Source organism: Baekduia sp. Peel2402 (assembly GCF_052567285.1).
In genome coordinates this window covers 1,425,784-1,452,317 of the sequence record NZ_CP199582.1, presented here as the reverse complement: position 1 = coordinate 1,452,317, position 26,534 = coordinate 1,425,784, and the positions used below count along the sequence as shown (strand labels likewise).

Below are 26,534 nucleotides of genomic sequence, written 5' to 3'. Positions count from 1 at the left end.
GCCGGCGTTCGGCGGTCACCAGGCCTCCTGGTAGAGCGCGAGCAGCTCGTCGGCGTCCGCGGCGGGCGGGGTGTAGGCGAGGTCGGGGCGCTTGGCGGCCGCCTCGGCGCACTCCGCGAGCTTGGCTTCGTCCACGCCCAGGCGCCGGATGCCGTCGGCGCCGGCGCGGCGGGCGAGGCGGCGGGCGAGCTCGCCGAGCGTGCCGTCGGGGTCGACGCGGCCGGGGTTGCGGCGCTCCAGAGCTTGGATGGCCACCGGGAGGACGGCGGCGTTGGCCTGGCCGTGCCCGGCGCCCCCGACGCGCACGAGCGTCTGCGACAGCACGTGGCTGAGGCCGTAGCGCGTGGCGTCGATCGCGTAGCCCGACAGCAACGCGGCCTGGGCCAGCTGCGCGCGGCCGAGGTAGGACGGGTCCTCGCCCTCGACGAGCCAGGCGACGTCGATCAGGCGGATCGCCTCGCGCGCCGCGAGCGCCGGGACGGGGGAGGTGAAGATCGTGACGGGCGCCTCGACCGCGTGGGCGAGCGCGTTGGCCGATGACGCGGCGAGCTCGGCGGTCGGCTGGGAGGCGCTGAGGTCCGGGTCGTTGATGACGATCGCTGCGCGGACGTTGCGCGCGTTCTCGTGGCCGGCGGGCGTGCGGTGGATGTGCGTCATCTCGGCGGCGCTGAGCGTGGTCGGGATCGCGGCGGCACGCGTGCCGTGGGCGCGGACGCCGGCCAGCGCCTTGGCGACGTCGACCACGCGGCCGCCGCCGAGGGCGACGATCAGCTTGGCGTCGCCGACGGCGTCGTGCAGGTCGGCGGCGAGCTCGTCGACCAGGCCGGACTCGACGTGGTGGACGGCACTCGCCCGCTCCACGACGTCCGGCGCGGCCTGCTGGGCGCGCTCGGTCGTCAGCAAGGTGTAGGTGTCGCCGAAGAGCTCCGGCGCGTCCGCGACCGTCCCGCGGCCGAACCGGATCGTGCGCTCGCCGTCCTTCCACGTGAAGTCCATGGCCTTGACCCTACCCGCCCGGGGCGCCAGGGTTCCGGGCGTGAAGCTCTACACGTGCCCGGCTCAGAAGCACGGCGCGACGGCGCCGGTGATCAAGCACCCGTGCGGCGTCGCGGCCAAGGCGCTGGACGAGGCGGGGTGGGAGTACGACATCGAGGTCGTCGGCGGCTTCAAGGCGCTCGGCTTCACGCGCCGAGGCCGACGCGGCAAGATCCGCGAGCTGACCGGGCAGGAGGACGTGCCGGTGCTGGTGCTGGATGACGACTCGGTCGTCACCGGCACGCGCGCGATCATCGACTGGGCGCGAGCGAACCCGGCGGCAGATGGCGCGGCGTAGGCGCGAGGGCGACGTTCCGCGGCGCGCGGGCGGCGCCGCGGCTAGTCCTCGTCGGCGGTCGAGCGGCTCAGCGGCACGAGGCGGTGGTCGGCGGTGAAGAGCCGCCGGGTGCCGAGCAGGGCGATCGTGGTGGCGGTGGTGGTGACCGCGCCGAGGATCACGTAGAGCAGCGCGAGTTGGACGCGGACGGCGTCGAGCGGGTCGACGCCCGCGAGGATCAGGCCGGTCATCGCGCCGGGCAGGACGACGATCCCCAGCGCCTTGAGCCGCTCGACATCGGGTGCGATGCCGGTGCGCAGAACCTGGCGGACGGTCGGCCGGACCGCGCGCTGCCAGGGCAGCCCGAGCGCGAGCCGCGCCTCCAACTCAGCCTGGCGTTCGCCGATCGCCTCGACTAGCCGCCGCACCGTCAGCACGCCGGCGGCCAGCGAGTTCCCGATGACCATGCCCGCGACCGGCACGACCGTTCGGCCGGAGACCGGGAAGATCTGTAGCGCGAACAGCACGCCGAGCCCCGCGGTGGCGCCAGCGCTAAGCGCGATCGCCGCGACCGGCAGCACGCCCGGCAGCATCGGCGCCCGCCGCGCGATCGTGAACGACGCAAAGGCGACCATCGCCGCGACCCACACGAACGACCACCCGATCCACGTGTCCGGATCCACGATCAGCCCGAGCGCGAGCCCGACCAACAGCATCTGGCTCAACGACCGCACGACCGCGACCGCGAGGTCCTTCTCCAACCGCAGCTTCTGGCGGAACGAGAGGATCGCGACGGCCGCGATCATCACCAACGACGCGGCGAGACCCCACCAGCCAACATCACCTTTCACGCCGCGCACCTCCGCTCGCGCCGGGCGATGTTGTGCTCGCCAACATCACCGCTCACGCCGCCAGCCGCCCTTCGCGCAGTGCGATCACGTGGTCGCCGAGGCGGGCGGCCTGGTCGCGGTCGTGGGTGACGAGGATGATCGAGACGCCTTCGGCGGCCAGGCGGCGGGTGAGGGTCTCGATGACGGAGGCGGCGTCGTGGTCCAGGGCGGAGGTTGGCTCGTCCATCAGCAGGACGCGCGGATCGGTCGCCAGCGCGCGGGCGAGGCAGGCGCGTTGGGCCTCGCCGCCGGAGAGCGTCGCCGCGTCGCGCGAGAGGAAGTCCTCGGGCGAGAGGCCGCAGCGAGCCAGCAACGTGGCGGGATCTGTCTCCGCGCCGGGCTCGGCGACCGCGAGGTTGTCGGCGACCGTGCCCGGGAAGAGCACCGGCGCCTGGAAGACCATGCCGACCTCGCGGCGGTGGGCGAGCACGTCGCGCGCCGCCAGGTCCTCGCTGCGGTACCGCACGGTCCCGGCGTCCGGCGCGACGAGTCGGTTGAGCAGCCGCAGCAGCGTCGACTTCCCCGACCCCGACGGCCCCTGCACGACCGTCACGCCGCCGTCCGTGCCCAGCGCCAGCGACACGCGATCCAGCCGCGGGCGCGCCGCGCCCGCGACCGTCACCTCCTCCAATGCGAAGAGCGGTCCCACCGACCGCCCATCATGCCGGGTGCGTCAGAGAACGACGACCTTGCCGTTCATTCCCGGGTGGATGGTGCAGTGGTAGGTGAACGTCCCGGACCGCGCGAAGGTCAAGGTGTAGATCCCGGTCTGCTGCGTCTTGCTGTGGCGCTTGGCGAACGTGACGTTGTGCGGGACCGTCGGGTCCTTCCACACCCACTTGACCTTGTCGCCCTTATGGATCCGCACGGTCTCCTTGACGAACGAGATGTGCTTCAGCGTGACGATCGTCGTGTGCGCGGAGGCGGCGGCGACGGACGCGGAGCCCGTTAGAGCGGCGACGGCGACGGCGGCGGTGCCGATGGAGAGCATGGTGGTCATGCGCGCCGCGCGGCGCCGCGGATCACGCGGGCGGCGCCCTCTCTGCCGACTCGGCCGCCATGCGCTCCGGGTTCCACGAGTACGCGTACGACGGGCGGTCGTGGTCGCGCCAGAGGGCGGCGAGCTTCAGCGGCCGGAAGGTGTCCCACATGATCGCGAGCTCGGTCGTCTCGCGGGCGCCGAGGGCCTTCTCGACGGTGCCGGGCTGCGGGCCGTGGGGGAGGCCGCTCGGATGCAGCGTGAGGCAGCCGACGTCGACGCCCTTGCGCGCGGCGTAGTCGCCCGCCGCGTAGAACATGACCTCCTCGGACTGGATGTTCGAGTGGTGGTAGGGCAGCGGCACGGCCTCGGGGTCCCAGTCGAGCATCCGCGGGGCGAAGGTGCAGATGACGAAGTTGGGGCCCTGGAACGTCTGGTGGGCGGGCGGTGGCAGGTGGAACCGTCCGGCGCGCGGCTCGAAGTCGTCGGCGTTGAAGGTGTAGGGGAACACGTAACCGTCCCAGCCGACGACGTCGAACGGGTGGCGGTCCAACATGTAGTGCTGCACGCCGCCGCGCACGCGCACGTAGAGGTCGAACTCGCCCTCCTCGTCGTGCGTCTCGACCTCGATCGGCCCGTGGAAGTCGCGCTGCGAGAACGGCGCGTGCTCCAGGAGCTGGCCGTAGCGGTTGCGGTAGCGGTTGGGCGTCTCGATCTCGCCCGGCGTGTGGAAGCAGATCCAGAACTGCTCCAGGCCCGGGTCGGGCTCGAAGCGGTAGGTCGTCCCGCGCGGGATGACGACGTAGTCGCGCTCGGTGAACACCACCGGCCCGAAGACCGTCCGCAGCTTGCCGCCGCCACGGTGGACGTAGATGACCTCGTCGCCCTCGCCGTTGCGGTGAAACGCCTCTTGGGCCTCGGTCGGCTTGACGACGCTGACCTCGAGGTCGTCGTTGAACATCAACAGCTCACGGCCGCCGACCGGATCGCCGCCCGGCGCCATCGCGTTGACGTCCGCCAGCCGGTGCACGTGCGCCTCCGGCACCCACTCCTCGCGGCGGATCGGTACGAAGCCACCGACGCGATCCAGCCGGCACGGCGAGTGCAGGTGGTACAGGATCGTCTCGTTGCCGCTGAAGCCCTCGTAGCCGAGGACCTCCTCGGTCAGCAGCGGCGACGCCGGCCCGTTGCGCCGGACCTGGACGTGACGCTTGCGGGGGACCTCTCCGAGCGTGACGTAGCGCATGCCTCAGAGGTTCCCACGCCGGTCCTGCTCGCGCTCCAGAGCCTCGAAGAGCGCCTTGAAGTTGCCGTCGCCGAAGCCGCGCGCGCCGTGGCGCTCGATGATCTCGAAGAACACCGTCGGGCGGTCGCCGACCGGCTTGGTGAAGATCTGCAGCAGGTAGCCCTCGTCGTCGTGGTCGACGAGGATGCCCTGGGTGCGCAGGTCGTCGAGCTGCGGGGCGACCTCCGGGACGCGCTGGGGGACCTCGTCGTAGTAGGCGGCCGGGATGTCCAGGAACTCGACGCCGCGCTTGCGCAGCTCGGCGACCGTCCCGACGATGTCGCGCGTCGCGACCGCGATGTGCTGCGCGCCCGGGCCCTCGTAGAACTCCAGGTACTCCTCGATCTGGGACTTGCGCTTGCCTTCGGCGGGCTCGTTGATGGGGAACTTGACGACGCCCTTGCCGTCGGCGACGACCTTCGACATCAAGGCGGAGTACTCGGTCGAGATGTCGTTGTCGGTGAAGTGGAGCATCTCCTTCATGTTGAAGACGTCCTCGTAGAACTTCACCCACGGGTCCATGTGCTCGACGTTGCCGACGATGTGGTCGATGGCCAGCAGCATGCCGGTGTCGGTAGAGCCATCCGACCACGCCTCATAGCCCGGCAGGAACGGACCGGGGTAGCCGCCCCGGCCCACGAACGTGTGCAGCGTCTCGCCGTAGGTCTTGATCGTCGCCAGCCGGACGGTGCCGTGGGCGTCGGTCGCGTCGTGGGGCTCCGCGACGCCCTCGGCGCCGCGCGTGGTCGCCTCGCGGTAGGCGTGGTCGACGTCGGGCACGCTCAACGCAATCACCTTGACGCCGTCGCCATGCTGGCGATGGTGCTCGGCGATGGGGGAGTCCGAGTGCAGCGCGCCGGTGAGCACCAGCCGGATCCGACCTTGTCGCAGGACGTAGGACGCGCGGTCGCGCACGCCGGTTTCCAGCCCCGAGTAGGCCACCACCTCGAACCCGTACGCGCGGGAGTAGAAGTACGCCGCCTGTTTCGCGTTGCCCACGAAGAGCTCCACGTGGTCGACGCCGTTGAGCGGCATGTAGTCCTGGAGGCCGCGGCCCGTGGTGGTCTGCTCGACGGTGCTCATGACGCACAATGATCCGCCGGAATATATGACAGAACAACCGCGATTCGTTGCAAACCTGCACGTTAGAGTGCTTCTGTGGACGATATTGACCGCAAGATCGTTGCGCTGCTTCGAACCGACGCCCGACGCTCCTTCCAGGACATCGGAACGCACGTCTCGCTCAGCGCGCCCGCCGTCAAGCGCCGCGTCGACCGGCTCCAGGCCGACGGCGTCATCCGCTCCTACGCCGCGGTCATCGACCCCGCCGCGATGGGCTGGCACACCCACGCCGTCGTCGCGCTCTACTGCGAGGGTCGCATGAACGGCACGGAGGTCCGCGACGCGATCGAGCCGATCCCCGAGGTCGAGTCCGCCTACACCGTCGCGGGCGAGGCGAGCGCGATCCTTCACGTTCGCGCTGAAGACACCCAGCATCTCGAGGAGGCGCTGGAGCGCATCCGCGACACCCCGGGCGTCCGCCGCACCCACACGCAGGTCGTGCTCTCGGCGCTCTTCGAGCGACCGGTGGCCTAGGTCATATATGTCTTTGAAGGTCGCCCCAACCTGAGCAACAGTCGAACACATGAGCGTGCTCGATCCAAAGTCGTGGGAGACCGATACGCCGCGGACGTTGGACGGCCGCGCATATCCGGATCGCCTGCGCGAGTACGAGCAGTACGACGACAAGATCCTCCCGTTCGTCCGGGAGCGGAGGCCGATCGACTTCAACGGCCTGCTCGGCGCGGTCGGCAGCCAGCGCCTACAGGCCGCGTTGTACTCCTGGGTGGACTCGGCCGAGTGGCGCGGGCTGATCGAACCCGTGCCGGGCGTGCGGCCGCCGGCATGGGTCCTCGGGCCGATCGGGCGCGCACAGGCCCGGGCGGCGGCGCGGGACGCGGCTTAGCGCGACGGTGGCCGAAAAGATCGTCACCCACGGGGCGCGCGAGGCGCCACGCCTGAAGCGCTGCGCGGTCCTGTTCCTGGATCTGCTCGGCGTGCAAGCCATGAACCAGGGCTCGCGCGAGGACGTCGAGCGGCGGCTGGCCGCGCTGGACGACGCGTTCGCCGAGACGTTTCGCCAATACGCCGGGCCGTTCGCGGAGTTCCCGGCCGTGTTCTTCTCCGACACGCTGGTGGTCGCCGCGCCCGCGGACGATCCTGCCGTGGCGGTGGACGTGTTGGTGCGCGACGCAGCGGAGCTCCAGCGCGCGCTGACGCTGCGGGGCTTCTTCGTTCGTGGTGGGCTTTCGCTCGGGCTCTTCCACATGAGCGAAGGGCTGATCTTCGGCCCAGCACTTGTCGAGGCCTATGAGTTGGAATGCCGGGTTGCAGTCCACCCGCGGATCGTCCTGAGCAAGGAGGCCGAGCTCGCGCTCCCTCGGAGTGCGACGCGGGTGATGCGCGACGGTGACGGACGGGCGTTCGTCAACTACCTAGACCGGCTGTTCGACCGGGTCGAGCAGCCTGACGCCGACATCGAGAAGCACCGCGAGGCCGTCACCCGCCGCCTCGTCGCCCATCGCGGCGACCACCGCATCTGGGAGAAGTACCGCTGGTCGGCCGAGTACCACAACGCCTTCGTCGTCCAGAGCGGGATCGCGGACATGGCGGTCGACGAGGACGCGACCGCGTGGCGGTTCGCTCGCTTCGCCGCCTGACGACATACGCAGAACCGCGTATGTCGCGGGCTGGCGGCCTCCTGGCCAATCCGCTTACGGCGCTAGGGTCGGCGCCATGCTCGCCCGTCGCCGCGCCGTTGCTCTCGCCGTCCTCGCCACCACCGCGCTTGTCCCGGTCGCGGTCGCCGGTGCCGCCAAGGCCCCGACGATCGACGTCTGGTCGGGCAAGACCCATAAGAAGGCCAACGGCATCACGATCTACAACGTGCGCGGCGAGAAGGCCGTGCAGATCCAGATCAGCGTCAAGTGCGTGACGACCGAAGGCGAGAAGCAGCAGGTCGAGCTGAGCGCGACCGGCAAGCTGGCCAACGGCAAGGTCAACGTCACCAACAAGAAGGCCGACGGCGTCGGGGGCACGTTGACCGTCAAGGCGAAGCTGCCGAAGACCAAGGCGGCGACCGGGACGGTGTCCTGGAACATGCCGGCGTCCAACGCCTTCGCGGCCTGCACGGGCAACGACACGCTCAAGCTCAAGCACACCATCTCGCACGGCGGCTAGGGGCACCAACGGCGGGGCGGCCGAGCGCGGACGCCCGGCTCGATCTGGCGCTCGGACGAACACGCGCGCGCGTCGGGTTGCAGCGCGGTCCCGTGGTCTCGCCGATGCGCGCGGCGCTCGCGCGCGCTGAGATGGGCGGTCATGCGCCGTCTCCCGCTGCTCGTCCTGCTCCTCGCCGTCGCGTTGCCCGCGTCGGCCGACGCCTATAAGGCAACGCTCACCGTCCAGGGTGGGCTGACCGCCAAGCTCTCCTACGACAAGCTGCTGGAGTGCTCGCCCGGCCAGAGCTGGACCCTGAGCACCAGCGCCGACATGAACCTCAAGGCGCGCGTCGAGGTCTCAGGCACGGGGACGTTCGTCAGCGCGTATTCGCCCAAGCAGATCAAGGGCGCCAAGCACGCCAAGCAGATCTCGGGCTACTCGGAGACGAACTTCTGCGCGCCGTTTGCCCCGGTCGAGCAGATCAAGCCGAAGTGCCAGGGCTTCACGGTGCCCGGTGCTCGCGTCGCGCTGACGACCAAGGGCGCGAGCAAGAAGCTCTACCTGGCCCTCAACGCGGGCCCGGGCACGCCGCAGGAGCAGGGCGGCCTCTGCGCGACGCCGACCATGAAGGCGACCGACCCCAACGCGATCCTGTCGGCGTTGCAGTGGGGCGGCCAGGCGTTGACGCTCCCGCTCGACCTGCGCACGCGCTCGGCGCTGACGCTCGGCCACGGCAAGAAGCTCATCCGCCGCCTGCGGATCGTCGGCCCTTGCGACGCCGCACAGATCACGCACGGCAAGGCGGAGGTCACCCCGCTCAACCCGCTCGAGGACGGCGACTGCATCGTCGACGGGGCGATCAACGTGGAGTTGAAGCGGCTCTAGCGCGGCCCGAGGATCAGGCACGTCGAGGTCGCGTGGGCGACCTTCTTGCCGGACTCGGCGCCGGTGATCGTCGCTTCCACGAGCACCGCGGTCGAGCCGCGGTTGAGCACGGTGCCCTCGGCGACGAGCGTCTCGCCGCCTGCGAACGACGGCCGCAGGAAGTTCACCTTGAGCTCCAAGGTGGTGTACATGCCCCCGACGGGCAGCGTCGTGTGGACGGCGCAGCCCATGGCGCTGTCCAACAACGTGGTGATGATCCCGCCGTGCACGGTGCCGAGCGGGTTCTGATGGGCCTCGATCGGCGGCATCGTGAAGACGACGTTGCCTTCGTCGACGCGGTCGATCCCGAAGCCGAGCAGCTGGGCGACCGGCGGCGCGGGCAACTCGCCGGAAGCGATGCCGCGCATCACCTCCAGGCCGGTGCGGCTGGTGGCGGCCTCCAGTGTGGGCGCCTGGTCGTCCCACTCGACGGAGCGCGTGCGCTCGGCGGCAGCGGCGGCCGCGGCCTGCGGGTCGATCGCGGTCATCGGACCACCACCTCCGGCGTCCCGAGGGAGCCGAGGGCGTCCTCGACCTCCTCGGCGAAGGTCTCGTCGGCGTGCTTTACCAGCGGGCCGACCGCGACGAAGGAGATCGCGGCGAGCGCGGCGGCGCTGGCCATCATCCACCAGGCGTCCTTGAAGGTGTCGACGACCTCGGACGGCGCCGGCGTGCCGAGGACCGCGACGAGCAGGGCGACGCCAAGGGCGCTGCCGATCTGCCGCGACATCGTCAGCACGGCGCTGCCGGTCGCCAGCCGCGTGGGCGGGAGTTGCGCGGTCGCCGCGCCCGCCAGCGACGGGTTGACGAGCCCGACCCCGGCGCCGCCGATCAGCATCCCCGGCAGGTAGTCGGTGGCGTAGTGCTGTTCAACACCAAGATGCGTCGCCCACCACACGCCGCCCAGGCCGAACAGCACTGAACCGACCGTGCCGACCAAGCGCGGCCCGACGCGCCCGCTCAGCACGCCGCCGGCGACCGCGAACAACGCGGCCATGCTCGGGCCGGGCGCGATCTTCAGGCCGGCGCCGATCGCGCTCTCGCCCCAGACCTCGGTCAGCCACAGCACCGACCCCAACAACATCGCCGAGAACCCGATGAAGAAGAACAGCCCCGCGGCCTGGGAGAAGGCGAAGGCGCGCACTCGCAGCAGCGCGGGCTCGACGACCGGGACGGGGTGGTGCGAGGAGCGCCACGCGAAGATCGCCGACAGCGCCACCGCGGCTGCGAACAACGCGACCACGCGGGCATCGCCCCAGCCCCAGTCCGGCCCCTCGACGATCGCCGCGATCAGCGTCGCCACCGCCGCCGTCAGCACGCCCGCGCCGACGAGGTCCGGCCGCGCCGGATCCGGGTCGCGGACCTCGCGCAGCACCCGCATCCCCGCGACGATCGCGCCAATGCCTACAGGAACGTTGACGAGGAAGACCCAGCGCCACGACAGCTCCACCAGCAGGCCGCCGATGACCGGGCCGGCCGCCGCCGCGGTCCCGCCGACCGCCGCCCAGAGCCCGATCGCCAGCCCGCGCTTCTCCGGCGGGAACTCCGGCAGCAGCAGGCCGAGCGACGCGGGCGTCAGGATCGCCGCGCCCGCCGCCTGGACGATCCGCGCCGCGACCAGCACGCCGACCGAGGGCGCCGCCGCGCACGCTGCGCTGGCCAGCGTGAACAGCGCCAGCCCACCGAGGAACGCGCGCTTGCGGCCGGTCCGGTCGGCCAAGCGCCCGGCGGGCACGAGCAGCGCGGCGAAGACGATCGCGTAGGCGTTGAGCACCCAGGACAGCGACGCCAGCGACGTGCCGTCGAAGTCCCGCTGGATGTCGGGGAAGGCGATGTTGACGATGAAGAGGTCGAGGCTGGCGACGAAGACCCCGACGGAGACGATCGCCGCGACACGGGCACGGTGGCTCATGCCGCGGCAGGCTAGCGGAGTGAGTTGCGTGACGCAACTAACTGCGTTGCGAGGAGGCGTGCTCGCGCGATGGGGCGGCCGCCGGAGGCGGCGGAGGTTCGGGCTCCGTCACCGTCTCCTGCCGCACGATCACCCACACCGAGGCGATCACGAGCGTCATGCCGGCGAGGGTCGCGACGGCGACGTCCTCGGAGAGGAAGACGGCGCCGAGGAGGACGGCGATCACCGGGTTCACGTAGGCGTAGGTCGACACCCGCGAGATCGGCGCGTGCGCCAGCAGCCACGAGTACGCCGTGAACGCGACGATCGACCCGATGAACACCAGGTAGAAGAACGCGACGACCGACTTGAAGCTGAACGCGCCGAAGTCGATGGCCTCGCCCGCGCCGAAGCCGCACACGGTCAGCACCAAGCCGCCGAAGAACAGCGAGTAGGCGGTCGAGGTGAGGGGATCGCGAGGCACGTCTACGCGCGACTGCACGAACGACCCGAGCGCCCACGACAGCGCCGCGAGCAGGACCAGCAGCGCCATCCCGATCGGCACGTCTTCCGGTCGGCCGCCGGGAAGCAGCAGGACCCCGACGCCGACGAACCCCAGCGCCACGCCGCCGAACGTCGCGCCCGCGACGCGATCGCCGCGCGTCGATCGCAGCAGCACGATCCACAGCGGCTCGGACGCGATCAGCAGCGCCGCCAGCCCGGACGGCACGTCCTGCTCGGCGACCGTCACCAGCCCGTTGCCGCCCGCGGCGAGCAGCGTGCCCACAACCAGGCACCACATGAGCTGTCGCGCCGGGATGCGCAGCGAGCCCACGCCGCCGCCCCGCACGGCCAGGAAGATCAACATCAACAAGCCGGCCAGGACGAAGCGCACGCCCGCGCCGAGCGCTGGCGGGACGGTCTCGACCATCACCCGGATCGCCAGGTAGGTCGAGCCCCAGATCAGGTAGATGGCCCCGAGCGCCGCCCACACCCGCATCTCCTGAGGAGGGGGATGGACGTTGTGGGTGGAAGCGGCGCTCGGTTGGGCCATGTCCCGGCGGTACTACCCGCGCGCGAGCGCGGGACGCCGCCGGGCGGTCGCCCCAGCGCGCCGGAGGAGTTCCCAGCCGCCCGCGACGCTGCGGATCGTCGCCGCGGACGGATCCGCGGCGGCGTGCAGACGCAAGAGGGCGACCAGGTCGGCGGTCGGGGCGAAGGGGTCGGCGATCGCGCGGCCGTCGGCTGCGGAGAGCGCCGCGAGGATCCGGCCGTCACGCTCGGCCACGAGGGTCGGCGCGACGAGCGGACGCTTCGAGTCGAGCGACGCGAGCCGAGACAAGGCCGCGTGGTCGTCGGGGTACGCCGGGCGGATCATCAGGGCGTCGATGCTGAGGGGAGAGGGGGCGCTGCCGGACATGGGCAAGATCATGCTGACCCGGGGTGATTAGCTCAAATGACATTTGGTGACCGACGGAGTAAGTTCCGCTTATGCTCGACGTCCGCCGCCTCCGGGTGCTTCGGGAGGTCGCCTCGCACGGCTCGTTCAGCGCCGCGGCCGAGGCTTTGTCCTACACGCAGTCCGCCGTCTCCCAGCAGATCGCCGCGCTGGAGCGCGAAGCTGGGGCCCAGCTCGTCGAGCGCTCCGCGCGCGGGATCAAGCTCACCGACCCTGGCCGCGCGCTGGTCGCCCACGCCGACGCGATCCTCGCCCGTCTGGCCGATGCCGAGGAGGAGCTGCTGGCGATCAACGGGCTGCGCGGCGGCCGCTTGCGGATCGCCGCCTTCCCGAGCGCGTGCGCGGCGCTGATGCCGCAGGCGATCGCGACGTTCCGCGATCGCCACCCCGGCGTCGAGCTGTCGCTTACCCCGGCCGAGCCGCCGGAGGGCCTCACGCTGCTGCGCGCCGGAGACGTCGACGTCGCGCTGGCGATCGAGGCGACCGGCCCGCCCGCGCGCACCGACAGCGCCGATCTCGACGCGCTCACGCTGCTCGACGACCCCATGTACATCATGTTGCCGCGCGACCACCCGCTGGCTGGCAGCAGCCGCCTGAAGCTCGCCGACCTGGCCGACGAGGAGTGGATGATCGGCAGCGGGCGGACGACGTGCCCGGACACTTCGATCTTCCTGCGCGCCTGCCAGGCCGCCGGCTTCGAGCCGCGGATGGCCTTCAACCTCGACGACTACAACGCGATCCAAGGCTTCGTCGCCGCCGGCATGGGCATCTCGTTCATCCCGGACCTCGCGCTGATCAACCTGCGCGACGACCTCGTCATCCGCTCGTTCGGCAGCGGCCGCGCGCCGGTGCGACGGATCGTCGCGGTGACGCTGAGCGACTCCTACAGGTCGCCGGCCAAGCAGGCGATGCTCGACGTGCTGGTCGAGGTGTCGGGCGCGTTCGGCGCGCGTCGCACGGAGCTGGCGCTCGCGTCGTAGTGGCGCCGACCGTCTTCACCGTCGGGCACTCGTCGCACTCGCTCCAGGCGCTCGTCGCGCTGCTGCGCGCCCACGGCGTGACGCAGGTCGCCGACGTGCGTCGGTGGCCGCGCTCGCGTCGCCATCCGCACTTCGACGACGACGCGCTGGCGGTCGAGCTGGCGCCGTCCGGGATCGCCTACGCGCACCTGTCGGAGCTGGGCGGCCACCGAGATCCGGTCAGCGGCTCGGTCAACGATGGCTGGGACGTCCCGGCGTTCAACGGCTACGCGGACCACCTCGCGTCAGACGAGTTCGCGCGCGGGCTCACGCGGCTGGCCGGGCTGCGCGCCGCCCGCGTCAGCGTCGTGATGTGCGCGGAGGGCGACTGGCGGCGCTGCCACCGTCAGCTGCTGGCCGACGTGCTGGTCGCGCGCGAGGGCGTCGAGATCCAGCACATCGCGCCGGACGGGACGCTGGAGCGCCACGTGGTCACGGCGTTTGCCGAGGTCGGCGACGACGGCCTGCCGACCTACCCAGCCCAGCAGCTCGGCTTCGGCTTCTGAGCGCCGTCTAGACGATCGGCGCGCTCAGCGCGCCCAGCCCCGGCGCCGCGATCGTCACCTCGTCGCCCGGCTCCAGCCAGCGCACGTCCTCGGGCGCGCGCTCGGCGTTGAGCTCCAGCAGGCAGCCGCGGTGCAACGTGCCCGAGCCGAGGATGTCGCCGGGCCTGAGCACCGTCTCGCGCGCCGCGTGCGCGACGAGCTGCGGCCATGACCAGTGCATCGCGCCCGCGTCAGACCGCGAGACCTCCTGGCCGTTGACCGACACGCTCGCCTCCAGCCGGATCCGCCCGTCCTCGATCGTCAGCTCGTCGGGCGTCGCCAGCCACGGCCCGATCGACGTCGCGAAGTCCTTGCCTTTCGCCGGGCCCAACCCGACGGTCATCTCGGTGCGCTGGAGATCCCGCGCGCTCCAGTCGTTGAACAGCGTGTAGCCCGCGATCTCGCCGTCCTCGCCGATCACCGCCGCGATCTCCAGCTCGAAGTCCAGACGCTGGGAGTCCTGCGGCCGGCGCACCGGCTGGCCCGGGCCCTGGATGGAGGCCGGGTTGGAGAAGTAGAAGACCGGCGCCGCATACCACGCTTCCGGGATCTCGCCGCCGCGCAGCCGCCAGCCGGTGGCGACGTGGCCCTCGTAGGCGAAGAAGTCGCGGACCGACGGCGGCACCGGCACGGGCGCCAGCAGCGCGACGTCGGCGAGCGCGTGGTCGCGCCCGGTCGGCTCGTGCCCGTCGCCGCGCAGCCAGTCGAGCATCGACGTGGCCGCCAGCTCGACGACGCGATCGCCGTCCAGACGACCGACACGCGTCGCGTTGTGGGGATCACGGAACGTCACCAGGCGCATGCGCGGACGCTACCGGGAACCGCTCAGTGTTCACCGAGGCAGCGTCCCTTGCCATAGTGCACCGACCGTGGCGTCCCGGAACGTCGAGATCGTCCAGCAGTTCATGGCCGCGTTCGAGCAACGCGACGTCGAAGGGCTCATCGTGCTTTGCAGCCGCGAGATGGTCTTCGAGCCCCAGACCGCGCAGATCGCCGCGGCCGGTGAGCCCTACCGCGGCCACGCCGGGCTGCGGCGCTACATGGAGGACGTCGCGCAGATCTGGCAGGAGCTGCGCCCCGTCCCCGACGCCTACCACGAGCTGGACAGCGGGATCGTCGTCGCCACCGGCCGCGTCTACGCCTGGGGCGCGGGCCGCGTCATCGACGCGCCCGCCGGATGGCTGTGGCGGGTCCAGGACGGGCTGATCGTCTACGGGCGGACGTTCGGCTCGGCGAGCGGCGCGTTGGAGGCCGCCGGGCTGACCGTGCCCGGCGCCGACGCGTCGGCATAGCGCTAGCGGTTGCCGTTGTAGCGCTTGGTCAGCACCTGCACGTACTGGACCTTGCGCGGGTTGACCAGAAGCTCCACGTGGGGGACCTGGTCGACGGTGCCTTCGTCGTCGATCTTCGAGACGCGCCCGATCTGGAGATCAGGCGGGTAGATCGACTGTAGGTCGGAGCGCGAGGAGACCGTGCCCTCGGTGACGATCAGCGTGTTCTCGGCGATGTCGGTCTTGGCCGGGACCGGCTTGAGCTCGAGGTCGCGCGGGTTGCCGGCGGCGGTGCCGAGCGTCCCGGCGGAGTCGCCGTCGGCGGTCTTGGCACCGACCGCGACGCTGGCGTTGGTCAGCAGCCGCACGACCGCCGAGTCCTCCTTGACGCTCTCGATCTTGCCGATCAGCCCGCGGTCGTCGGGGCCGGAGCCGTCGGCGGCGATCACCGGCTGGTCGACCTTGATGCCCGACGCCGCGCCCTTGGCGATCGTCATCTTCGTGTACCAGACCGTCGGGTAGCGGACGAGCACGCGCGCGGTGACCGGGCCGTAGGGCTTCAGGTCCGATGGCTGGCGGTCCATCGTCTCCAGGCCCACGAGCTGCGGGTTCTGCGTGGCGGCGGCCTGGCCGCGGATCGCGAGGTCGCGGAAGGCGTCGCGCTCCTTGCGGACGTCGTCGACCTTGCCCTTGGCGGTGATCGTGTCGTCGATCCAGCCGAACAGGTTGTCGAACGGCTTGACGGTCTTGGAGACGCCGTCGCCGACCGGGCCCGAGACCGCGGAGATCCCGCGTCGGACGTCGGCGAACGGGCCGATCCCAGAGAGCACGAGGATCAGGAGCACGGCGACGAACGCGGCGCCGAGCGCAGCGCGGCGCCGGCGGCGGATCGTCTCGTCGGGATGCGGGCGATAAGCGGGCAAGTTGGCCCGCAGACGTTAGCCCGTCACGCCCGGCGTCGTCTTCACGCGAAGGTCAACGTCAGCGTGCCGAGCGGGCCGGCGTCGACGTCCAGGCGCTGGCCGGCGGCGACCGGCTGAAGGGGGAGGGCGGAGCCGGCCAAAATGACCTCGCCCGCGCGGAGGGTCTCGCCGTGACGGCCGAGCTCGTCGGCGACGAAGCGGGTGACCTGCGCCAGGGCGCCGATGATCGCGGTCGGGTCGGGCTGGGCGTTGTAGGTCTCACCGTCGAGCGCGCCGCTGATCGTCACACCGCTCGCGTCGCCGCCCGCGCGTGCGGGGTCGGCGGTGCCGAGGACGTAATGGCGGTGGAAGAGGCCGGCGGCCGTGACGTCCTCGACCTCGGAGGTGGGGCGGTCGAGGTCGACGACCTCGATGGCGGTGCCCACGGCCGCGATCGCCGCGGCGGCGTCCTGGAGGGTCCCGCCGGGCGCGACGTCGGCGCCGACGTGGATCGCCAGCTCGGCCTCCACGGTCGGCTTGGTCCAGCCGGCCACGTCGATCGTCGCGCCGGACGGCAGCTCCGACGTGTCGGCCAGCCAGCCGACCAGCGGCTGGTTGACGCCGGCGGCCTGCTGCGCGGCGGGCGTCGAGAATGCGACCTTCCATCCGCGGAGGCTGGCGCCGCCCGCGATGGCGGCGTCGCGGCGGGCGAGCTGGCGGGCCATTCCGGCAGCGATGCGCGGGTCGGACATGGGCTGCACCCTAGATGCCCAGGCGCTTGCGCGATCCGCGGCTGAGTTGGGCCCGAGGCGGGTAAGGGCGTCCCCAAACCACCACCCACGCAACCCCCTTTTTGGAGTGCACGGAATGCCCATCCCCGAGCAGGCAGGAACGCTGACCCTCGACGTGCAGAGCGACGAGACGCTGCACGTCGTCAAGGTCGCGGGCGAGCTAGACCTCAACACGCGCGACGAGCTGGCCGCCGTCCTCGACGCCCTGCCCAAGCCGCCGAACATCGTCGCGCTGGACTTCTCGGAGCTGACGTTCGTCGACTCCACCGGGCTGAAGACGCTGCTCCACGAGCATCGCCGTGCGCGCGAGGAGGGCTACGAGTTCGTGGTCGCCGGCTCGCGCCCAGAGGTCCGCGACATCTTCCGGATCACCGCCTTTGACCTGACGCTGCCGCTGGCCGACAGCATCGCGTCGGTGCGCGGCGAGTAGCTACTCCAGCCCGAACCAGCGCGCGCGGCGCGAGGACCCGAACTCCGCCTTCTCGGCGGCGAACGCCTCCGAAGGGTCGTTGCGCTGCGCCTGCGGCGCGTCGCCGGCCAGGAAGTTCACCTCGACCTTGCTGACTAGGCCGTCGCCGAACTCCGCGTAGCAAATGCCCCAGCCCTCGTAGGGCGCCGGGGCCTCGCCGCCGGTGATCTCGGCGACGATGTCGCCCGCGACGACGGTCGCGGCGGCCTCGGCGAAAATCCCCGCCTTGGGCACGTTGCGCGCGCCGGTGCTGACGTCGCCGACCGCGTAGACGCCGGGGTGCTCCGTGCGCAGGTTGGACTGGTCGACGGAGACCCAGCCGCCCAGCGGCGCGGGCGCGCGGTGGACCGGGATGCCGACGAAGAGGTCGTAGTCCAGCGTGTCGCCGGACTCGGTCTGCGCGGTGTTGGTGGCCGGGTCGATCGAGACGACCTTGGTCTGGGGCAGCTCGGTGATCCCGCGCGCGGCGAGGCCCTCGCGGAACATCGCCGAGACCTCGCCGGTGACCGGCACGGGCCGCTGCATCGGGAACGCGATCGACAGGTCGACCTGGTCGCGGATCCCTCGCTGGGTGAAGTGCTCGTGGAACAGGAAGGCGCCCTCGAACGGCGCGGGCGGGCACTTGAACGGCTGGGCGAGGACCGACAGCAGGATCTTGCCGCCCTCGAACGTCGCTAGCGCGTCGCGCAGCTTCTCGGCGCCGGCCAAGGTGTAGTACTCGTGCCCGCCCTCGGCGAAGCCCGGCGTCGCCGCGAAGTCGTAGTCGGCGCCCATCGCGATGACGAGGTAGTCGGCCTCGTACTCGCCCGCATCGGTCGTGACGCGCTTGGCCGCCGGGTCGATCGCCGTGACCGTCTCCTGGCGGAACTCCACGCCCGGCTTGTCGATCGCGCTGTAGGGCAGCCGCACCGACTCCGCCGTCGCGCGGCCGAGCATGACCTCCAACTTGTCAAAGCCGAAGTTCCACACGTCGTTGCGGTCGATCAGCGTGACGCGCACGGCGTCCGGAAGGGCCTCGCTGAGGCGGGTGGCGAGCTCGAGGCCCGCGAACCCGGCGCCGAGGATGACGACGTGCGGCTTCATGGGCGGGGATCCTATTCAGACCACCCGAACCGGGTGAGGGCCGATCACCCCGGTCGCGCGCAACCTGTCGTCATGGCTGCAGGCGACCGTCCTCCGATCGGCGTACCGGCTTGGGCGGTGGTCGCCTGCGGCGCAATCTCGGCGATCGCCGGCGTGCTGGCGATCGCCTACCCGAAGATCACGCTGTTGGCGCTCGCGCTGATCTCCGGGATCAACCTGATGATCTTGGGCGCGCTGGCCGTCGGCGAGGCGCTCGGCGACGAGGACGCCGACGGCAAAACGCTGCGCGTGGTGCTCGGGATCTTCGCGGTGCTCGGCGGGATCGTCGTGCTGCGGCGGCCGGGGGAGACGCTGCTCGTGCTGGTCGTCGCGCTCGGCGCGTGGCTGATCGTCTCGGGGCTCGTCGAGCTCGTGCGCTCGCTGCTGGGCGGGACCGAGCGGCGCGTGCTGGTCGCCTTCGGCGGCGTGATCGACGTCGCGCTGGGGATCGTCGTGCTCGCGCTGCCCGAGATCTCGCTGCGCACGCTGGCGACGATCGTCGGGATCGCGTTCGTCATCCACGGCGGCGTGCTGGTCGCGCGCGGGCTCAGACGGAAGGGACCAGCGGCAACGTCCCTCCAGGTGGCAACACCATCACCTTGACTTCTGGCGCCGTGAGGCGCGTGGCCGCGGCGAAGGCCGGGCCGGGTGCGGTCAGTAGCGCGGCGCGTCCGCGGCGCAGCGTGGCGGGAACGAGCGTCGCCCAGTGGATCGGCACCGCGATCACCGGGTTCAGGAGCGCGGCGGCGCGGGCGGCGCGCGGCGGGTCGAGGTGGCCGGGCCCCAGCCGCGGGCCCCAGCCGGCGACGGGCAGCAGCGCGACGTCGAGGCCACCGGCGCCGATCCGCGCCATGCCGTCGAAGAGGTCGGTGTCGCCAGCGAAGTAGACGCGCGGGCCATCGTCGGGCGCCGCGATCACGAACCCGAGCGCGTCGGCGGCGGAGGCGGAGGGCTGGAGCGGGTGACGGCGGCCGTCGTGGCGGGCGGGGACGGCGCGGATCTCCACGGAGCCGACCCGCGTGGCGTCGCCGACCGCGAGCTCGGTGGCCCGCGCGCGCAACGCCGCCGGCAGGAAGCGTCTCGCGCCGCGCGGGACGATCAAGGTGTAGTTGTCGCCGAGTCGACGCAGGCTCGGGACGTCGAGGTGGTCGCGGTGCAGGTGCGAGAGCAGGACGGCGTCGACGCGCGGTGGGGGCGCGACCGGCGGCGTCGCGCGCTGGAGATGGCCGACGCGCCGGCGCAGGACCGGGTCGGTCAACAGGACGGTGTCGCCGAGCACCAGCTCGACGGTCGCGTGGCCCAGCCAGCGCAGGCGGTCGCCGTCGCTCACGGCACGATCGCGGGCGTGTCGGCGAACGCCGTGTGGCCGAGCTGCGCTAGCCAGGAGCGCAGCAGCCGGTGGACGGCCTCGGCGCCGACGATGTCGCCCTCGGGCAGCGGCAGCGACGCGGGCGCCATGAGGAACGGGAAGCTCTGTGCCCCGCCGAGGCCGCCGTGCGAGCCGACGAGCTCCTCGAACGCGCCGACCTCGCCGAGCTGCGGGTCGTAGGCGCCGTTGACGACGAGGTCCGGGCAGTGCGGGAAGTGCGCGGTGCGCGCGACGTGCAGCGGCGCGCGCGGGCCGAACGGCGCGAGCGGGTCGGCGCCGATCACGCGACCTTCGCTGATCCGGTGCTCGCCGTCGGCGCCGAGCACGACGTCCTCGCCGCTCTCGTCGCGCACGAGCACGAACCCGATCCCGGGATGCGAGCGCAGCCGGTCCAGCAGTTGCGGGTAGGCGTCGTCGATCGCCTCGCGCGTGACGCGCCCAGGCCGCCGTGGGAACGAGATCAGCCCCAGGTTGCCCGACGCCATCACGACGACCTCGGGCGGCGGCTGAGGGGCGACGGCGTCGGCGTCGGTCGCCGGCGCGGCCGGGAGCGGATCCTCCGCCACCACCGCGCGCTCCGCCCGCGCCAGCGCCTTTCCACGCGCGCCGTCGGGCCCCACGCTCGCGGCGACCTCGGCCAGGCCCGCGCCGAGGCGGCCGCGCGTCTCGTCCTCCGCATCGGTCGCCGCGGCCACCGCGTCGGCGCCGCAGGCCTCGCGGACCACGTCCTCCAGCGTCATGCCGTGGCGCTGCAGGAACGTCGCGCCTTGAGACTGGCCGTGGTCGCTCAGGACGACGACCTCGTAGGGACGCGGCGCACGGGCGGCCGCGGCGGCGATCCGCGCGATCCGCTGGTCGACGCGGCTCAGCACCGCCAGCGTGTCGCGGCGCTCCAGGCCGGAGTGGTGGGCGACCTCGTCGTAGGCCAGGAAGGTGGTGTAGATCGTCGGCCGCCCGGCCTCGAGGTCGCCGATCACGGTCTCGACCTGAAGGTCGAGCTGGACCGCGGTCGCGAACGCGCGCACGCTCGCGTAGGACCAGTTGCGCGCGATCCGCGGTCGCACATCGCGGCGCCGCTGCCGGCCCGCCTCGCGCCGCTCGACGAGCATGTCGGCGACGGCCAGGCACAGCGTGCGGACCATGTTGTAGGGATCGGAGAAGTAGGTGAAGTAGTCGCGCCCGAGCCGGTCACGCCGCACGTCCAAGACGGTGGACATGGTCAGCAGCGAGTGCGGCGCGTCGCCGGAGAGGATGTTCGCGCGCGACGCGCCGTCGTCGTGCAGCAGCCCCTTGCCGTCCGAGATGCGCGCCTCGATCTCGGCCGCGTCGCGCGGGTGGTTGGTGACGATCGCGCGGCCGGTGTCCTTCTCCCACCAGCGAAACGCGGGCATGTCGTGGTTGTTGCCGTGCAGGATCCCGGCCTGGCAGGCGCCGGTCTGCGACGACCAGTCGGTCTCCCAGCGCACGAGCTGGTGGCTGCCGTCGTGGATCCACGCGGCCAGCGCCGGGACGTTCCCGTCGCGCAGCGCGCGCTGGAGCACCTCGTGCGCCAGCCCGTCGATCTCCAGCATCAGCAGGCCAGGGATGTCGGTGGTGATCGGGTTCTTCGGCTTCGGCCGCCGCGCGAGGTGGCCGCGGAAGCGCGCCTCGTCGTTGATCGACACCAGCCCGGTCCCCAGCGACGTGATCGCGGTGACCAGCACGACCGCCAGGACACCGTCAAACACGCCGGCCAGGTCGACGCCGGGGACGATCGCCGCCGTGCCGAGCAGGACAAGGGCATTGAGAACCAGCGCACCCAGCCCGATCGTCGCGACCGTCAGCGGCAGCGCGATCCGGATCAACAGCGGCCACAGCAGCGCGTTGATGGCACCGGAGACGAGCACCGCCGCGATCGCCGCGCCCGCGCCGTCGACCGTGAAGCCCGGCAGGATCGCGCTCGCCACCAGCAGCGCGGCCGCGCCGATCACGACGGTCGAAACCACGCGCCAGATCATCGGTCTCTCACCACGTACGGGTAGGACCCGAGCGCGCCCTCGGTGCTCGCGCGCGCCGTGGCGCCGGCCATCGTCACGCCGCCTCCTGCGCCATCTGGCGGTGCAGCGCCCACACGCCCGCGCCCGCCAAGGCCAAGTACAACACGATCGCCAGCGGGCGCGAAGCGGCCGGCAGCAGCCCGGCGGCCAGCAGCGCGACGATCGCGATCACGACGACGACGTAGGCGATCTCGGGATGGCCGACGACGCCGGGCGACAGCTTCTCGCGGGCGCGCGCCGCCCACGATCCGGCACCGGCCAGCCAGCCGCCCAGCACGCACAGCGCGCCGAGCACGATGCCGGTCCCGGCGATCTGGGCGAGCAGCCCGGTCAGCACCGACCAGGTCGCGCGCGCCGAGTCGGCCGCGGCACCGCCGTTGGCGAGCGCGTCGACGACCTCGCGGCCGGCGACCCGTCGTACGACGAGGATGATCAGCGCGCCGACGACCAGCACGAGCCCGGCGACGACCAGCCCACGCGCGACCGTCGGCCACACCGCGACCGTCGCGACGAGCAGGATGATGGCCAACGCCGCGCTGATCCAGCGCATGGCGTGCAGCGCGTCGACCGCCTTGCGCGCGGTGTCGAGCTTGTCACCACGCAGGATCCGCACGCGCGCCTTGTCGCCGGTCGCCGCGTTGGTCACGCCGAGCCGCTGCGCGAGCACGCCGAGCTGCGGTCGCAGGTCGAGGACGATCCCGTTGCGCGCCAGCAGCGTGTCATCGCCCTCGATCACCGCGGTCAGCTGCTGGTGCAGTCGCCGGGTGCTCTCCTCCCACAGCGTCTGGAACGCGCCCGAGCGCATGATCCGCAGGACGGTCCGCTCGGCCAGCTCGCCGGCGCCCGCGGCCAGCGGCCCGGCCACCGGCGCCAGCTTCGGCGGCAGCGCCTCGCGTAGGCGGTCGGCGACCTGCGGGCCGTCGATCAGCTGGTCGGCGAGGTAGGCGGCGGTGGTCGCCTGGACCGCCGGCTCTTGCAGCAGTTGGACAGACGCCGACGTGAACTCGTCGGTGTCGAGCAGCTGGCGGTCGGCCCACGCCCCGAGGGCGGCGACCACGCACAGCAACGTGGCAAGGACCGGGAGCACGCGGCGCATGCGACGCAGCCTGGGGCGGCGTTGGGTGAGCGCGCCTCACCCCGGCGGTGTGATGGCTCGTCACCCCGCCCGTTGCGACGGTGCCCGGCATGAGCGTGCATACGTCACTTCCCGCCGCCGACGATCAGCCCGGCGACGGCTGGCTGGTCTTCGCGTCGTGCCTCTTCCTCCTCAGCGGTGTGCTGAACGTCGTCTGGGGAATCGCGGCCATCGGGAACTCCAAGTTCTTCGCCGGTGGTCAGGAGTTCGTGTTCAGCAACCTGAAGACGTGGGGCTGGATCGTCCTCTTCCTCGGCGTGCTCGAGCTGATCGCCGCGTGGTCGATCAGCCAACGCGGCGTCTACGGCCGCTGGTTCGGGATCTTCGCGGCGTTCCTCAACGGGATCGGCGCGCTGATGTCGGTGTCGGGCCAGCCGCTGTGGTCGTTGGCCGTGTTCGGCGTCGACGTCCTGATCATCTACGGGCTCGCCGTCCACGGCGGGCGCACGGGCTACGCGCGATGAGCGCGGTCTACCCGGGCGCCGAGCCGTTCGGGGCTGACGTCGCAGTGCAGGGGCCGCCGCGCTGGCTGGCCGCCGTGGCGGGCGTGCTGTCGATCCTCGTCGGGATCGCGGCGCTGGTCTGGCCGGGCCCGACGCTGCTGGCGATCGGCCTGCTGTTCGGCATCTACTTCGTGATCTGGGCGATCGGGATCCTCGTGCGCGCGATCGGCGCCAGCGACGTGCCGGTCGGCCTGCGCGTCCTGGACGTCGTGGTCGGCGTGATCGCGCTGTTCGTCGGGCTGGGGCTCGTCGTGCGGCCGGGCGCGTCGGTGGCGACCGCGGCGCTGATCCTCGGCTTCTGGTGGCTCGTGCTCGGGGTGATGCAGCTCGTTCACGGCGTCATCGACCCGGTCGGCCGCGTCTGGAACATCGTCTGGGGGATCATCGGCGCGATCGCCGGGATCATCATCCTGGCCTCGCCGCAGATCGCGCTGGGCACGCTGGTGCTGATCGTCGGGATCTCGCTGATCCTGCAAGGTGCCTTGGAGCTGTTGGTGGCCTTCGGGGGCAACCGATGAGCGGCCGTGCACGGTCGCTCGCCACGGCGTTCGCGGTCGTCGCGCTGGCCGTCGCGGGCTGTGGCGACTCGCCCGAGGACACCGCGCACGACAACGGCAAGGCAGTCGGCGAGGCGCTGGCGCAGCTCGGCGACGCGCAGGACGTCCAGCAGCTGACGGACGCGACGGTCGCCGTCCGCCAAGCGGTCTCCGACGTCAGCGACGACGTCGGCAGCCGCGTGCGCAAGCAGGTCGACGCGCAGCGCGACTCGCTGAACTCCGTCGTCGGAGACCTGCGCACCGCGATCACCTCCGACGACGCGGAGGCGCGCGACCAAGCACGGACCAAGCTCCAGGACAGCGTCCAGGACCTGCGCTCGCGGGCGTCGTCGTTCAGCGACTCCAACGACTCGGTGACCAACTCGTTCTGGGACGGCGTGAAGGACGGCTACGACGGCTGAGCGGGCCGGAGAGGCCTACGGCGGCCGCTCGCCGTTTCGTGGTGCCGAGGCCGAGCCGCTGCTGCACCGCGCGGTCCCGCTGACGCGCGACCTGCCGTCCTACGGGCCGCCGCGGGCGCGGCGCGACGTGGTGGCGGGTCTGACCGTCGCGGCGCTCGCGCTACCGTCCGGGATGGCCTACGCGCAGCTCGCCGGGCTGCCCGCGGTCATCGGGTTGTACGCCTTGCTGCTGCCGTCGGTGGCCTACGCGTTGCTGGGTTCCTCACGGCCGCTGATCGTCGGGCCTGAGGGATCGCTGGCGGCGCTGGTGGCAGCCTCGGTCCTGCCGCTCGCCGCGCCCGGCAGCGCGGATGCCGCGGAGCTGGCGGCGATGTTGTCGCTCTTGGTCGGGGCGTGCTTCGTCGCGGCGTGGCTGCTGCGGCTGGGGTGGATCGCCGACTACCTCTCACGGCCGGTGCTGGTCGGCTATATCCACGGCGTCGCGGTCGTCTTGGTGATCGGCCAGCTGGGCAAGCTGATGGGGTTGGACATCGCGGCGATCGACCCGCTGCCCCAGCTGGCGGAGGTTGTGCGCGAGGCGGACGGGGCCGATGCGACGACCGTCGCGGTGGCTGTCGGCGGGATCGTGGTGCTGGCCGCCGGACGGATCTGGGTGCCGAAGGTGCCGATGGCGTTGGTCGTCGTCGTGGTCGGGATCGTGCTGGCCGACGCGGCGGATCTCGCCGCGCACGGCGTCGCGCTGGTCGGCCACGTGCCGTCCGGGCTGCCGTCGCCGACGCTGCCGACGCCGGGCGCGAGCGACACCATCGCCTTGATCCCGTCGGCGCTCGGCCTGTTCCTGTTGTGCTTCGCCGACGAGGTCCTGACCGCGCGCGCCTACGCCGGGCGCCACGCCCAGCACGTCGACGCCAACCGCGAGCTGCTGGCGATGGGCGCCGCCAGCGCGGCGGCGGGGATCACGCGCGGGATGCCGGTCGGCGGCAGCGGCTCGCGCACCGCGGTCAACGACGCGATGGGCGCGCGCACGCAGGTGTCGAGCCTCGTCGCCGCCGGCGCGGTCCTGCTCGTGCTGCTGTTCCTGACCGGGCCGATCGCCGACCTGCCCAAGGCGCTGCTAGGTGCGGCAATCGTCGTCGCCGCGGCCGGGCTGATCGAGCCGCGCACCTGGCGCGCGCTGTGGACGACCGACCGCGCCGAGCTGGCGATCGCCGCGTTCACCGCCGGCGGCGTGATCGGCGCGGGCGTGCTGCAGGCGATCGCGCTGGCGGTCGGGTTGTCGATCCTCGACGTCGTGCGCCGCAGCGCGCGCCCGCACGACGCGGTGCTCGGCTGGGTCCCGCGGCTGGGGCGCTACGCCGACGTCGCGCTGCACCGCAGCGCGGAGGTCACCGACGGGGTCGTCGTCTACCGCCTCGACGACCGCTTGTTCTTTGCCAACGCGGGCTACGTCAAGGGCCGCGTGCGCGAGGCGCTGCGGGGCGCGCCGACGCCGCCGCGCCGGCTGGTGCTCGACGCCGAGGGGATGTCGCACGTCGACGCCGCGGGGCTGGACGCGCTCAGCGGGCTGATCGCCGAGCTGGAGGAGGAGGGGGTCGAGGTCTGCGTGGCGCGCGCGAAGGCGCCGCTGAGCGCGAGGCTGGACGTGACGCCGATCACCGCGGACCGCCGCTTTGCGACGGTCCGCGCCGCGGTCAGCGCGAGCCGAGGATCTTCGCCTTCTCCTGCGCCAACTCCGCATCCGTGAGGATGCCCTGGGCGCGGAGCTCGGCGAGCTGCTGGAGCTGCTGGATCGTCGTGTCGGTGGAGGCCGCGGTCGGTGCCGGGGCGGCGGCGGGCGGCGGCGCGGCAGCGGCCTGCTCATAGGCGTCGGCCTCCGCCTGCTCCTCCCGGCGGTGCGCCATGTGGCCCTGCACCGCTCCGGCGGTCCCCGCGACGACCGCGGTCCGCGCGGCGAGCCCGAGCAGCCCGGGGCGCCCGAAGCGCGCGCCGCCCAGGCCGGGACGCATGATCAAGGGCATCAGCTTGCTCCTTCCAGGGCGGCCAGCGCGACCTGCGCGTCGGCGGCGGGGATGTGGTGGCGCAGCGCGATCCGGCCGCCGGCCTCCTGCAGCGCATCGGCCAGCGGCCGCGCCCAGACGTGCTCGTAGACGACCAGCGCGGCGGCCGCGCCGGGGTTCAGCGCCGCGCCGATCGCGGCGAGGTCGTCGTCGTTGACCAGGCCGTGGACCTCGCCCTCCAGGTCTGCCCAGGCCGACGCCGCGTCGCCGTCGGCCTGGGACACCTCGGTGCTCGTCACGGTGCCGTCTGCCTCGCGCCGCACGAGCAGCATGTCGATGATCCGGATCAGCCCGGCGTCGACCGCCGCGGCGATCGCCGGTGCGATGACGTCCGGCTCTTCGACTTCGATCGCCAAGATCTCTACGGGTCCGATCACGCTCATGGGCCGGATCGT

34 protein-coding genes are annotated in these 26,534 nt (G+C 72.2%); 15 read left to right on the top strand and 19 right to left on the bottom strand.

What is annotated here, in order from left to right:
* Positions 1–15 precede the first annotated feature (15 nt).
* Entirely contained in the window at positions 16–996 is a 981-nt protein-coding gene (locus ACT01A_RS07180) for a hypothetical protein (protein ID WP_445151560.1), read from the bottom strand.
* Positions 997–1,036: 40 nt separating this feature from the next.
* On the opposite strand from ACT01A_RS07180, the gene ACT01A_RS07175 reads away from it, so the two are divergent.
* The gene (locus tag ACT01A_RS07175) at positions 1,037–1,333 is read left to right on the top strand and encodes a glutathione S-transferase N-terminal domain-containing protein (protein WP_445151559.1); all 297 of its coding nucleotides are present in this window, start codon (positions 1,037–1,039) and stop codon (positions 1,331–1,333) included.
* A gap of 41 nt (positions 1,334–1,374) precedes the next feature.
* On the opposite strand, the gene ACT01A_RS07170 is transcribed toward ACT01A_RS07175, so the two are convergent.
* From ACT01A_RS07170 to hppD, 5 genes are read right to left on the bottom strand one after another with little or no spacing between them, the layout of a single operon-like run.
* On the bottom strand, positions 1,375–2,163 hold the full coding sequence (locus ACT01A_RS07170) for an ABC transporter permease (protein ID WP_445151558.1): 789 nt from the start codon (positions 2,161–2,163) through the stop codon (positions 1,375–1,377).
* A 52-nt stretch (positions 2,164–2,215) separates the two neighbouring features.
* The gene (locus tag ACT01A_RS07165) at positions 2,216–2,851 is read right to left on the bottom strand and encodes an ABC transporter ATP-binding protein (RefSeq protein ID WP_445151557.1); all 636 of its coding nucleotides are present in this window, start codon (positions 2,849–2,851) and stop codon (positions 2,216–2,218) included.
* Positions 2,852–2,875: 24 nt separating this feature from the next.
* The gene (locus ACT01A_RS07160) at positions 2,876–3,202 is read right to left on the bottom strand and encodes a cupredoxin domain-containing protein (RefSeq protein WP_445151556.1); all 327 of its coding nucleotides are present in this window, start codon (positions 3,200–3,202) and stop codon (positions 2,876–2,878) included.
* 22 nt (positions 3,203–3,224) lie between these two features.
* Positions 3,225–4,427 (bottom strand): homogentisate 1,2-dioxygenase, encoded by a 1,203-nt coding sequence (locus ACT01A_RS07155; protein ID WP_445151555.1) that lies wholly within the window; start codon positions 4,425–4,427, stop codon positions 3,225–3,227.
* 3 nt (positions 4,428–4,430) lie between these two features.
* Entirely contained in the window at positions 4,431–5,549 is a 1,119-nt protein-coding gene (gene hppD, locus ACT01A_RS07150) for a 4-hydroxyphenylpyruvate dioxygenase (RefSeq protein ID WP_445151554.1), read from the bottom strand.
* A gap of 75 nt (positions 5,550–5,624) precedes the next feature.
* Here hppD and ACT01A_RS07145 point away from each other — a divergent pair, with 75 nt between their 5' ends.
* The 5 genes from ACT01A_RS07145 (at position 5,625) to ACT01A_RS07125 (ending at position 8,573) form a co-directional block, all read left to right on the top strand.
* A complete protein-coding gene (locus tag ACT01A_RS07145; RefSeq protein ID WP_445151553.1) occupies positions 5,625–6,062 on the top strand; it encodes an Lrp/AsnC family transcriptional regulator in 438 nt (145 codons plus the stop codon).
* A gap of 49 nt (positions 6,063–6,111) precedes the next feature.
* Entirely contained in the window at positions 6,112–6,432 is a 321-nt protein-coding gene (locus ACT01A_RS07140) for a hypothetical protein (RefSeq protein WP_445151552.1), read from the top strand.
* Positions 6,433–6,439: 7 nt separating this feature from the next.
* Complete coding sequence (locus tag ACT01A_RS07135) at positions 6,440–7,186, top strand: hypothetical protein (RefSeq protein ID WP_445151551.1); 747 nt, start codon at positions 6,440–6,442, stop codon at positions 7,184–7,186.
* 76 nt (positions 7,187–7,262) lie between these two features.
* Positions 7,263–7,706: a hypothetical protein gene (locus ACT01A_RS07130; protein ID WP_445151550.1), complete on the top strand. Its 444-nt coding sequence runs from the start codon at positions 7,263–7,265 to the stop codon at positions 7,704–7,706.
* Between the two features lie 141 nt (positions 7,707–7,847).
* Positions 7,848–8,573: a hypothetical protein gene (locus tag ACT01A_RS07125; protein WP_445151549.1), complete on the top strand. Its 726-nt coding sequence runs from the start codon at positions 7,848–7,850 to the stop codon at positions 8,571–8,573.
* Here ACT01A_RS07125 and ACT01A_RS07120 read toward each other — a convergent pair.
* From ACT01A_RS07120 to ACT01A_RS07105, 4 genes are read right to left on the bottom strand one after another with little or no spacing between them, the layout of a single operon-like run.
* Positions 8,570–9,100 carry a PaaI family thioesterase gene (locus tag ACT01A_RS07120; RefSeq protein WP_445151548.1) on the bottom strand — a complete coding sequence of 177 codons (531 nt, stop codon included), beginning with the start codon at positions 9,098–9,100 and terminating at the stop codon, positions 8,570–8,572. The genes ACT01A_RS07125 and ACT01A_RS07120 overlap by 4 nt on opposite strands.
* On the bottom strand, positions 9,097–10,524 hold the full coding sequence (locus tag ACT01A_RS07115; RefSeq protein ID WP_445151547.1) for an MFS transporter: 1,428 nt from the start codon (positions 10,522–10,524) through the stop codon (positions 9,097–9,099). Before ACT01A_RS07115 ends, ACT01A_RS07120 begins: the two co-directional genes overlap by 4 nt.
* 37 nt (positions 10,525–10,561) lie before the next feature.
* Complete coding sequence (locus ACT01A_RS07110; RefSeq protein WP_445151546.1) at positions 10,562–11,557, bottom strand: EamA family transporter; 996 nt, start codon at positions 11,555–11,557, stop codon at positions 10,562–10,564.
* Between the two features lie 12 nt (positions 11,558–11,569).
* Positions 11,570–11,923 (bottom strand): hypothetical protein, encoded by a 354-nt coding sequence (locus ACT01A_RS07105; RefSeq protein ID WP_445151545.1) that lies wholly within the window; start codon positions 11,921–11,923, stop codon positions 11,570–11,572.
* A 71-nt stretch (positions 11,924–11,994) separates the two neighbouring features.
* On the opposite strand from ACT01A_RS07105, the gene ACT01A_RS07100 reads away from it, so the two are divergent.
* Both ACT01A_RS07100 and ACT01A_RS07095 read left to right on the top strand, forming a co-directional pair.
* Positions 11,995–12,942, top strand: a complete 948-nt coding sequence (locus ACT01A_RS07100; RefSeq protein WP_445151544.1) for a LysR substrate-binding domain-containing protein — start codon at positions 11,995–11,997, stop codon at positions 12,940–12,942.
* Positions 12,942–13,487 carry a DUF488 domain-containing protein gene (locus tag ACT01A_RS07095; protein WP_445151543.1) on the top strand — a complete coding sequence of 182 codons (546 nt, stop codon included), beginning with the start codon at positions 12,942–12,944 and terminating at the stop codon, positions 13,485–13,487. The genes ACT01A_RS07100 and ACT01A_RS07095 overlap by 1 nt, the downstream gene beginning before the upstream one ends.
* Positions 13,488–13,494: 7 nt before the next feature.
* Here ACT01A_RS07095 and ACT01A_RS07090 read toward each other — a convergent pair whose 3' ends face one another.
* Positions 13,495–14,328, bottom strand: a complete 834-nt coding sequence (locus ACT01A_RS07090) for a fumarylacetoacetate hydrolase family protein (RefSeq protein ID WP_445151542.1) — start codon at positions 14,326–14,328, stop codon at positions 13,495–13,497.
* 67 nt (positions 14,329–14,395) lie between these two features.
* Here ACT01A_RS07090 and ACT01A_RS07085 point away from each other — a divergent pair, with 67 nt between their 5' ends.
* Positions 14,396–14,818: a nuclear transport factor 2 family protein gene (locus tag ACT01A_RS07085; RefSeq protein WP_445151541.1), complete on the top strand. Its 423-nt coding sequence runs from the start codon at positions 14,396–14,398 to the stop codon at positions 14,816–14,818.
* A 2-nt stretch (positions 14,819–14,820) separates the two neighbouring features.
* On the opposite strand, the gene mreC is transcribed toward ACT01A_RS07085, so the two are convergent.
* Complete coding sequence (gene mreC, locus ACT01A_RS07080) at positions 14,821–15,720, bottom strand: rod shape-determining protein MreC (protein ID WP_445151540.1); 900 nt, start codon at positions 15,718–15,720, stop codon at positions 14,821–14,823.
* A 41-nt stretch (positions 15,721–15,761) separates the two neighbouring features.
* Positions 15,762–16,451 (bottom strand): fumarylacetoacetate hydrolase family protein, encoded by a 690-nt coding sequence (locus ACT01A_RS07075; RefSeq protein ID WP_445151539.1) that lies wholly within the window; start codon positions 16,449–16,451, stop codon positions 15,762–15,764.
* Between the two features lie 115 nt (positions 16,452–16,566).
* Between ACT01A_RS07075 and ACT01A_RS07070 the strand changes: the two genes are divergently transcribed.
* Positions 16,567–16,920, top strand: a complete 354-nt coding sequence (locus tag ACT01A_RS07070; protein WP_445151538.1) for an STAS domain-containing protein — start codon at positions 16,567–16,569, stop codon at positions 16,918–16,920.
* Here the strand turns inward: ACT01A_RS07070 and ACT01A_RS07065 are convergent, their stop codons facing one another.
* Positions 16,921–18,042 carry an NAD(P)/FAD-dependent oxidoreductase gene (locus ACT01A_RS07065; RefSeq protein WP_445151537.1) on the bottom strand — a complete coding sequence of 374 codons (1,122 nt, stop codon included), beginning with the start codon at positions 18,040–18,042 and terminating at the stop codon, positions 16,921–16,923.
* A 72-nt stretch (positions 18,043–18,114) separates the two neighbouring features.
* On the opposite strand from ACT01A_RS07065, the gene ACT01A_RS07060 reads away from it, so the two are divergent.
* Positions 18,115–18,684: an HdeD family acid-resistance protein gene (locus ACT01A_RS07060; protein WP_445151536.1), complete on the top strand. Its 570-nt coding sequence runs from the start codon at positions 18,115–18,117 to the stop codon at positions 18,682–18,684.
* Here ACT01A_RS07060 and ACT01A_RS07055 read toward each other — a convergent pair.
* From ACT01A_RS07055 to ACT01A_RS07045, 3 genes are all read right to left on the bottom strand, one after another.
* Positions 18,629–19,411, bottom strand: coding sequence for an MBL fold metallo-hydrolase (locus tag ACT01A_RS07055; RefSeq protein WP_445151535.1), 783 nt, complete (start codon positions 19,409–19,411; stop codon positions 18,629–18,631). The genes ACT01A_RS07060 and ACT01A_RS07055 overlap by 56 nt on opposite strands.
* A complete protein-coding gene (locus tag ACT01A_RS07050) occupies positions 19,408–21,435 on the bottom strand; it encodes a phage holin family protein (RefSeq protein WP_445151534.1) in 2,028 nt (675 codons plus the stop codon). Before ACT01A_RS07050 ends, ACT01A_RS07055 begins: the two co-directional genes overlap by 4 nt.
* A gap of 85 nt (positions 21,436–21,520) precedes the next feature.
* Positions 21,521–22,582 carry a hypothetical protein gene (locus tag ACT01A_RS07045; RefSeq protein WP_445151533.1) on the bottom strand — a complete coding sequence of 354 codons (1,062 nt, stop codon included), beginning with the start codon at positions 22,580–22,582 and terminating at the stop codon, positions 21,521–21,523.
* A gap of 89 nt (positions 22,583–22,671) precedes the next feature.
* On the opposite strand from ACT01A_RS07045, the gene ACT01A_RS07040 reads away from it, so the two are divergent.
* The 4 genes from ACT01A_RS07040 (at position 22,672) to ACT01A_RS07025 (ending at position 25,826) form a co-directional block, all read left to right on the top strand.
* Positions 22,672–23,085, top strand: coding sequence for a DUF7144 family membrane protein (locus tag ACT01A_RS07040; RefSeq protein WP_445151532.1), 414 nt, complete (start codon positions 22,672–22,674; stop codon positions 23,083–23,085).
* The gene (locus ACT01A_RS07035) at positions 23,082–23,642 is read left to right on the top strand and encodes an HdeD family acid-resistance protein (protein WP_445151531.1); all 561 of its coding nucleotides are present in this window, start codon (positions 23,082–23,084) and stop codon (positions 23,640–23,642) included. Before ACT01A_RS07040 ends, ACT01A_RS07035 begins: the two co-directional genes overlap by 4 nt.
* Complete coding sequence (locus tag ACT01A_RS07030; RefSeq protein WP_445151530.1) at positions 23,639–24,082, top strand: hypothetical protein; 444 nt, start codon at positions 23,639–23,641, stop codon at positions 24,080–24,082. Before ACT01A_RS07035 ends, ACT01A_RS07030 begins: the two co-directional genes overlap by 4 nt.
* A gap of 130 nt (positions 24,083–24,212) precedes the next feature.
* A complete protein-coding gene (locus ACT01A_RS07025) occupies positions 24,213–25,826 on the top strand; it encodes a SulP family inorganic anion transporter (RefSeq protein WP_445151529.1) in 1,614 nt (537 codons plus the stop codon).
* On the opposite strand, the gene ACT01A_RS07020 is transcribed toward ACT01A_RS07025, so the two are convergent.
* Together ACT01A_RS07020 and ACT01A_RS07015 are read right to left on the bottom strand one after the other, a co-directional pair.
* Positions 25,774–26,100 (bottom strand): SHOCT domain-containing protein, encoded by a 327-nt coding sequence (locus ACT01A_RS07020; RefSeq protein ID WP_445151528.1) that lies wholly within the window; start codon positions 26,098–26,100, stop codon positions 25,774–25,776. The genes ACT01A_RS07025 and ACT01A_RS07020 overlap by 53 nt on opposite strands.
* Positions 26,100–26,522, bottom strand: a complete 423-nt coding sequence (locus ACT01A_RS07015) for a DUF6325 family protein (RefSeq protein WP_445151527.1) — start codon at positions 26,520–26,522, stop codon at positions 26,100–26,102. The genes ACT01A_RS07020 and ACT01A_RS07015 overlap by 1 nt, the downstream gene beginning before the upstream one ends.
* Positions 26,523–26,534: the final 12 nt, after the last annotated feature.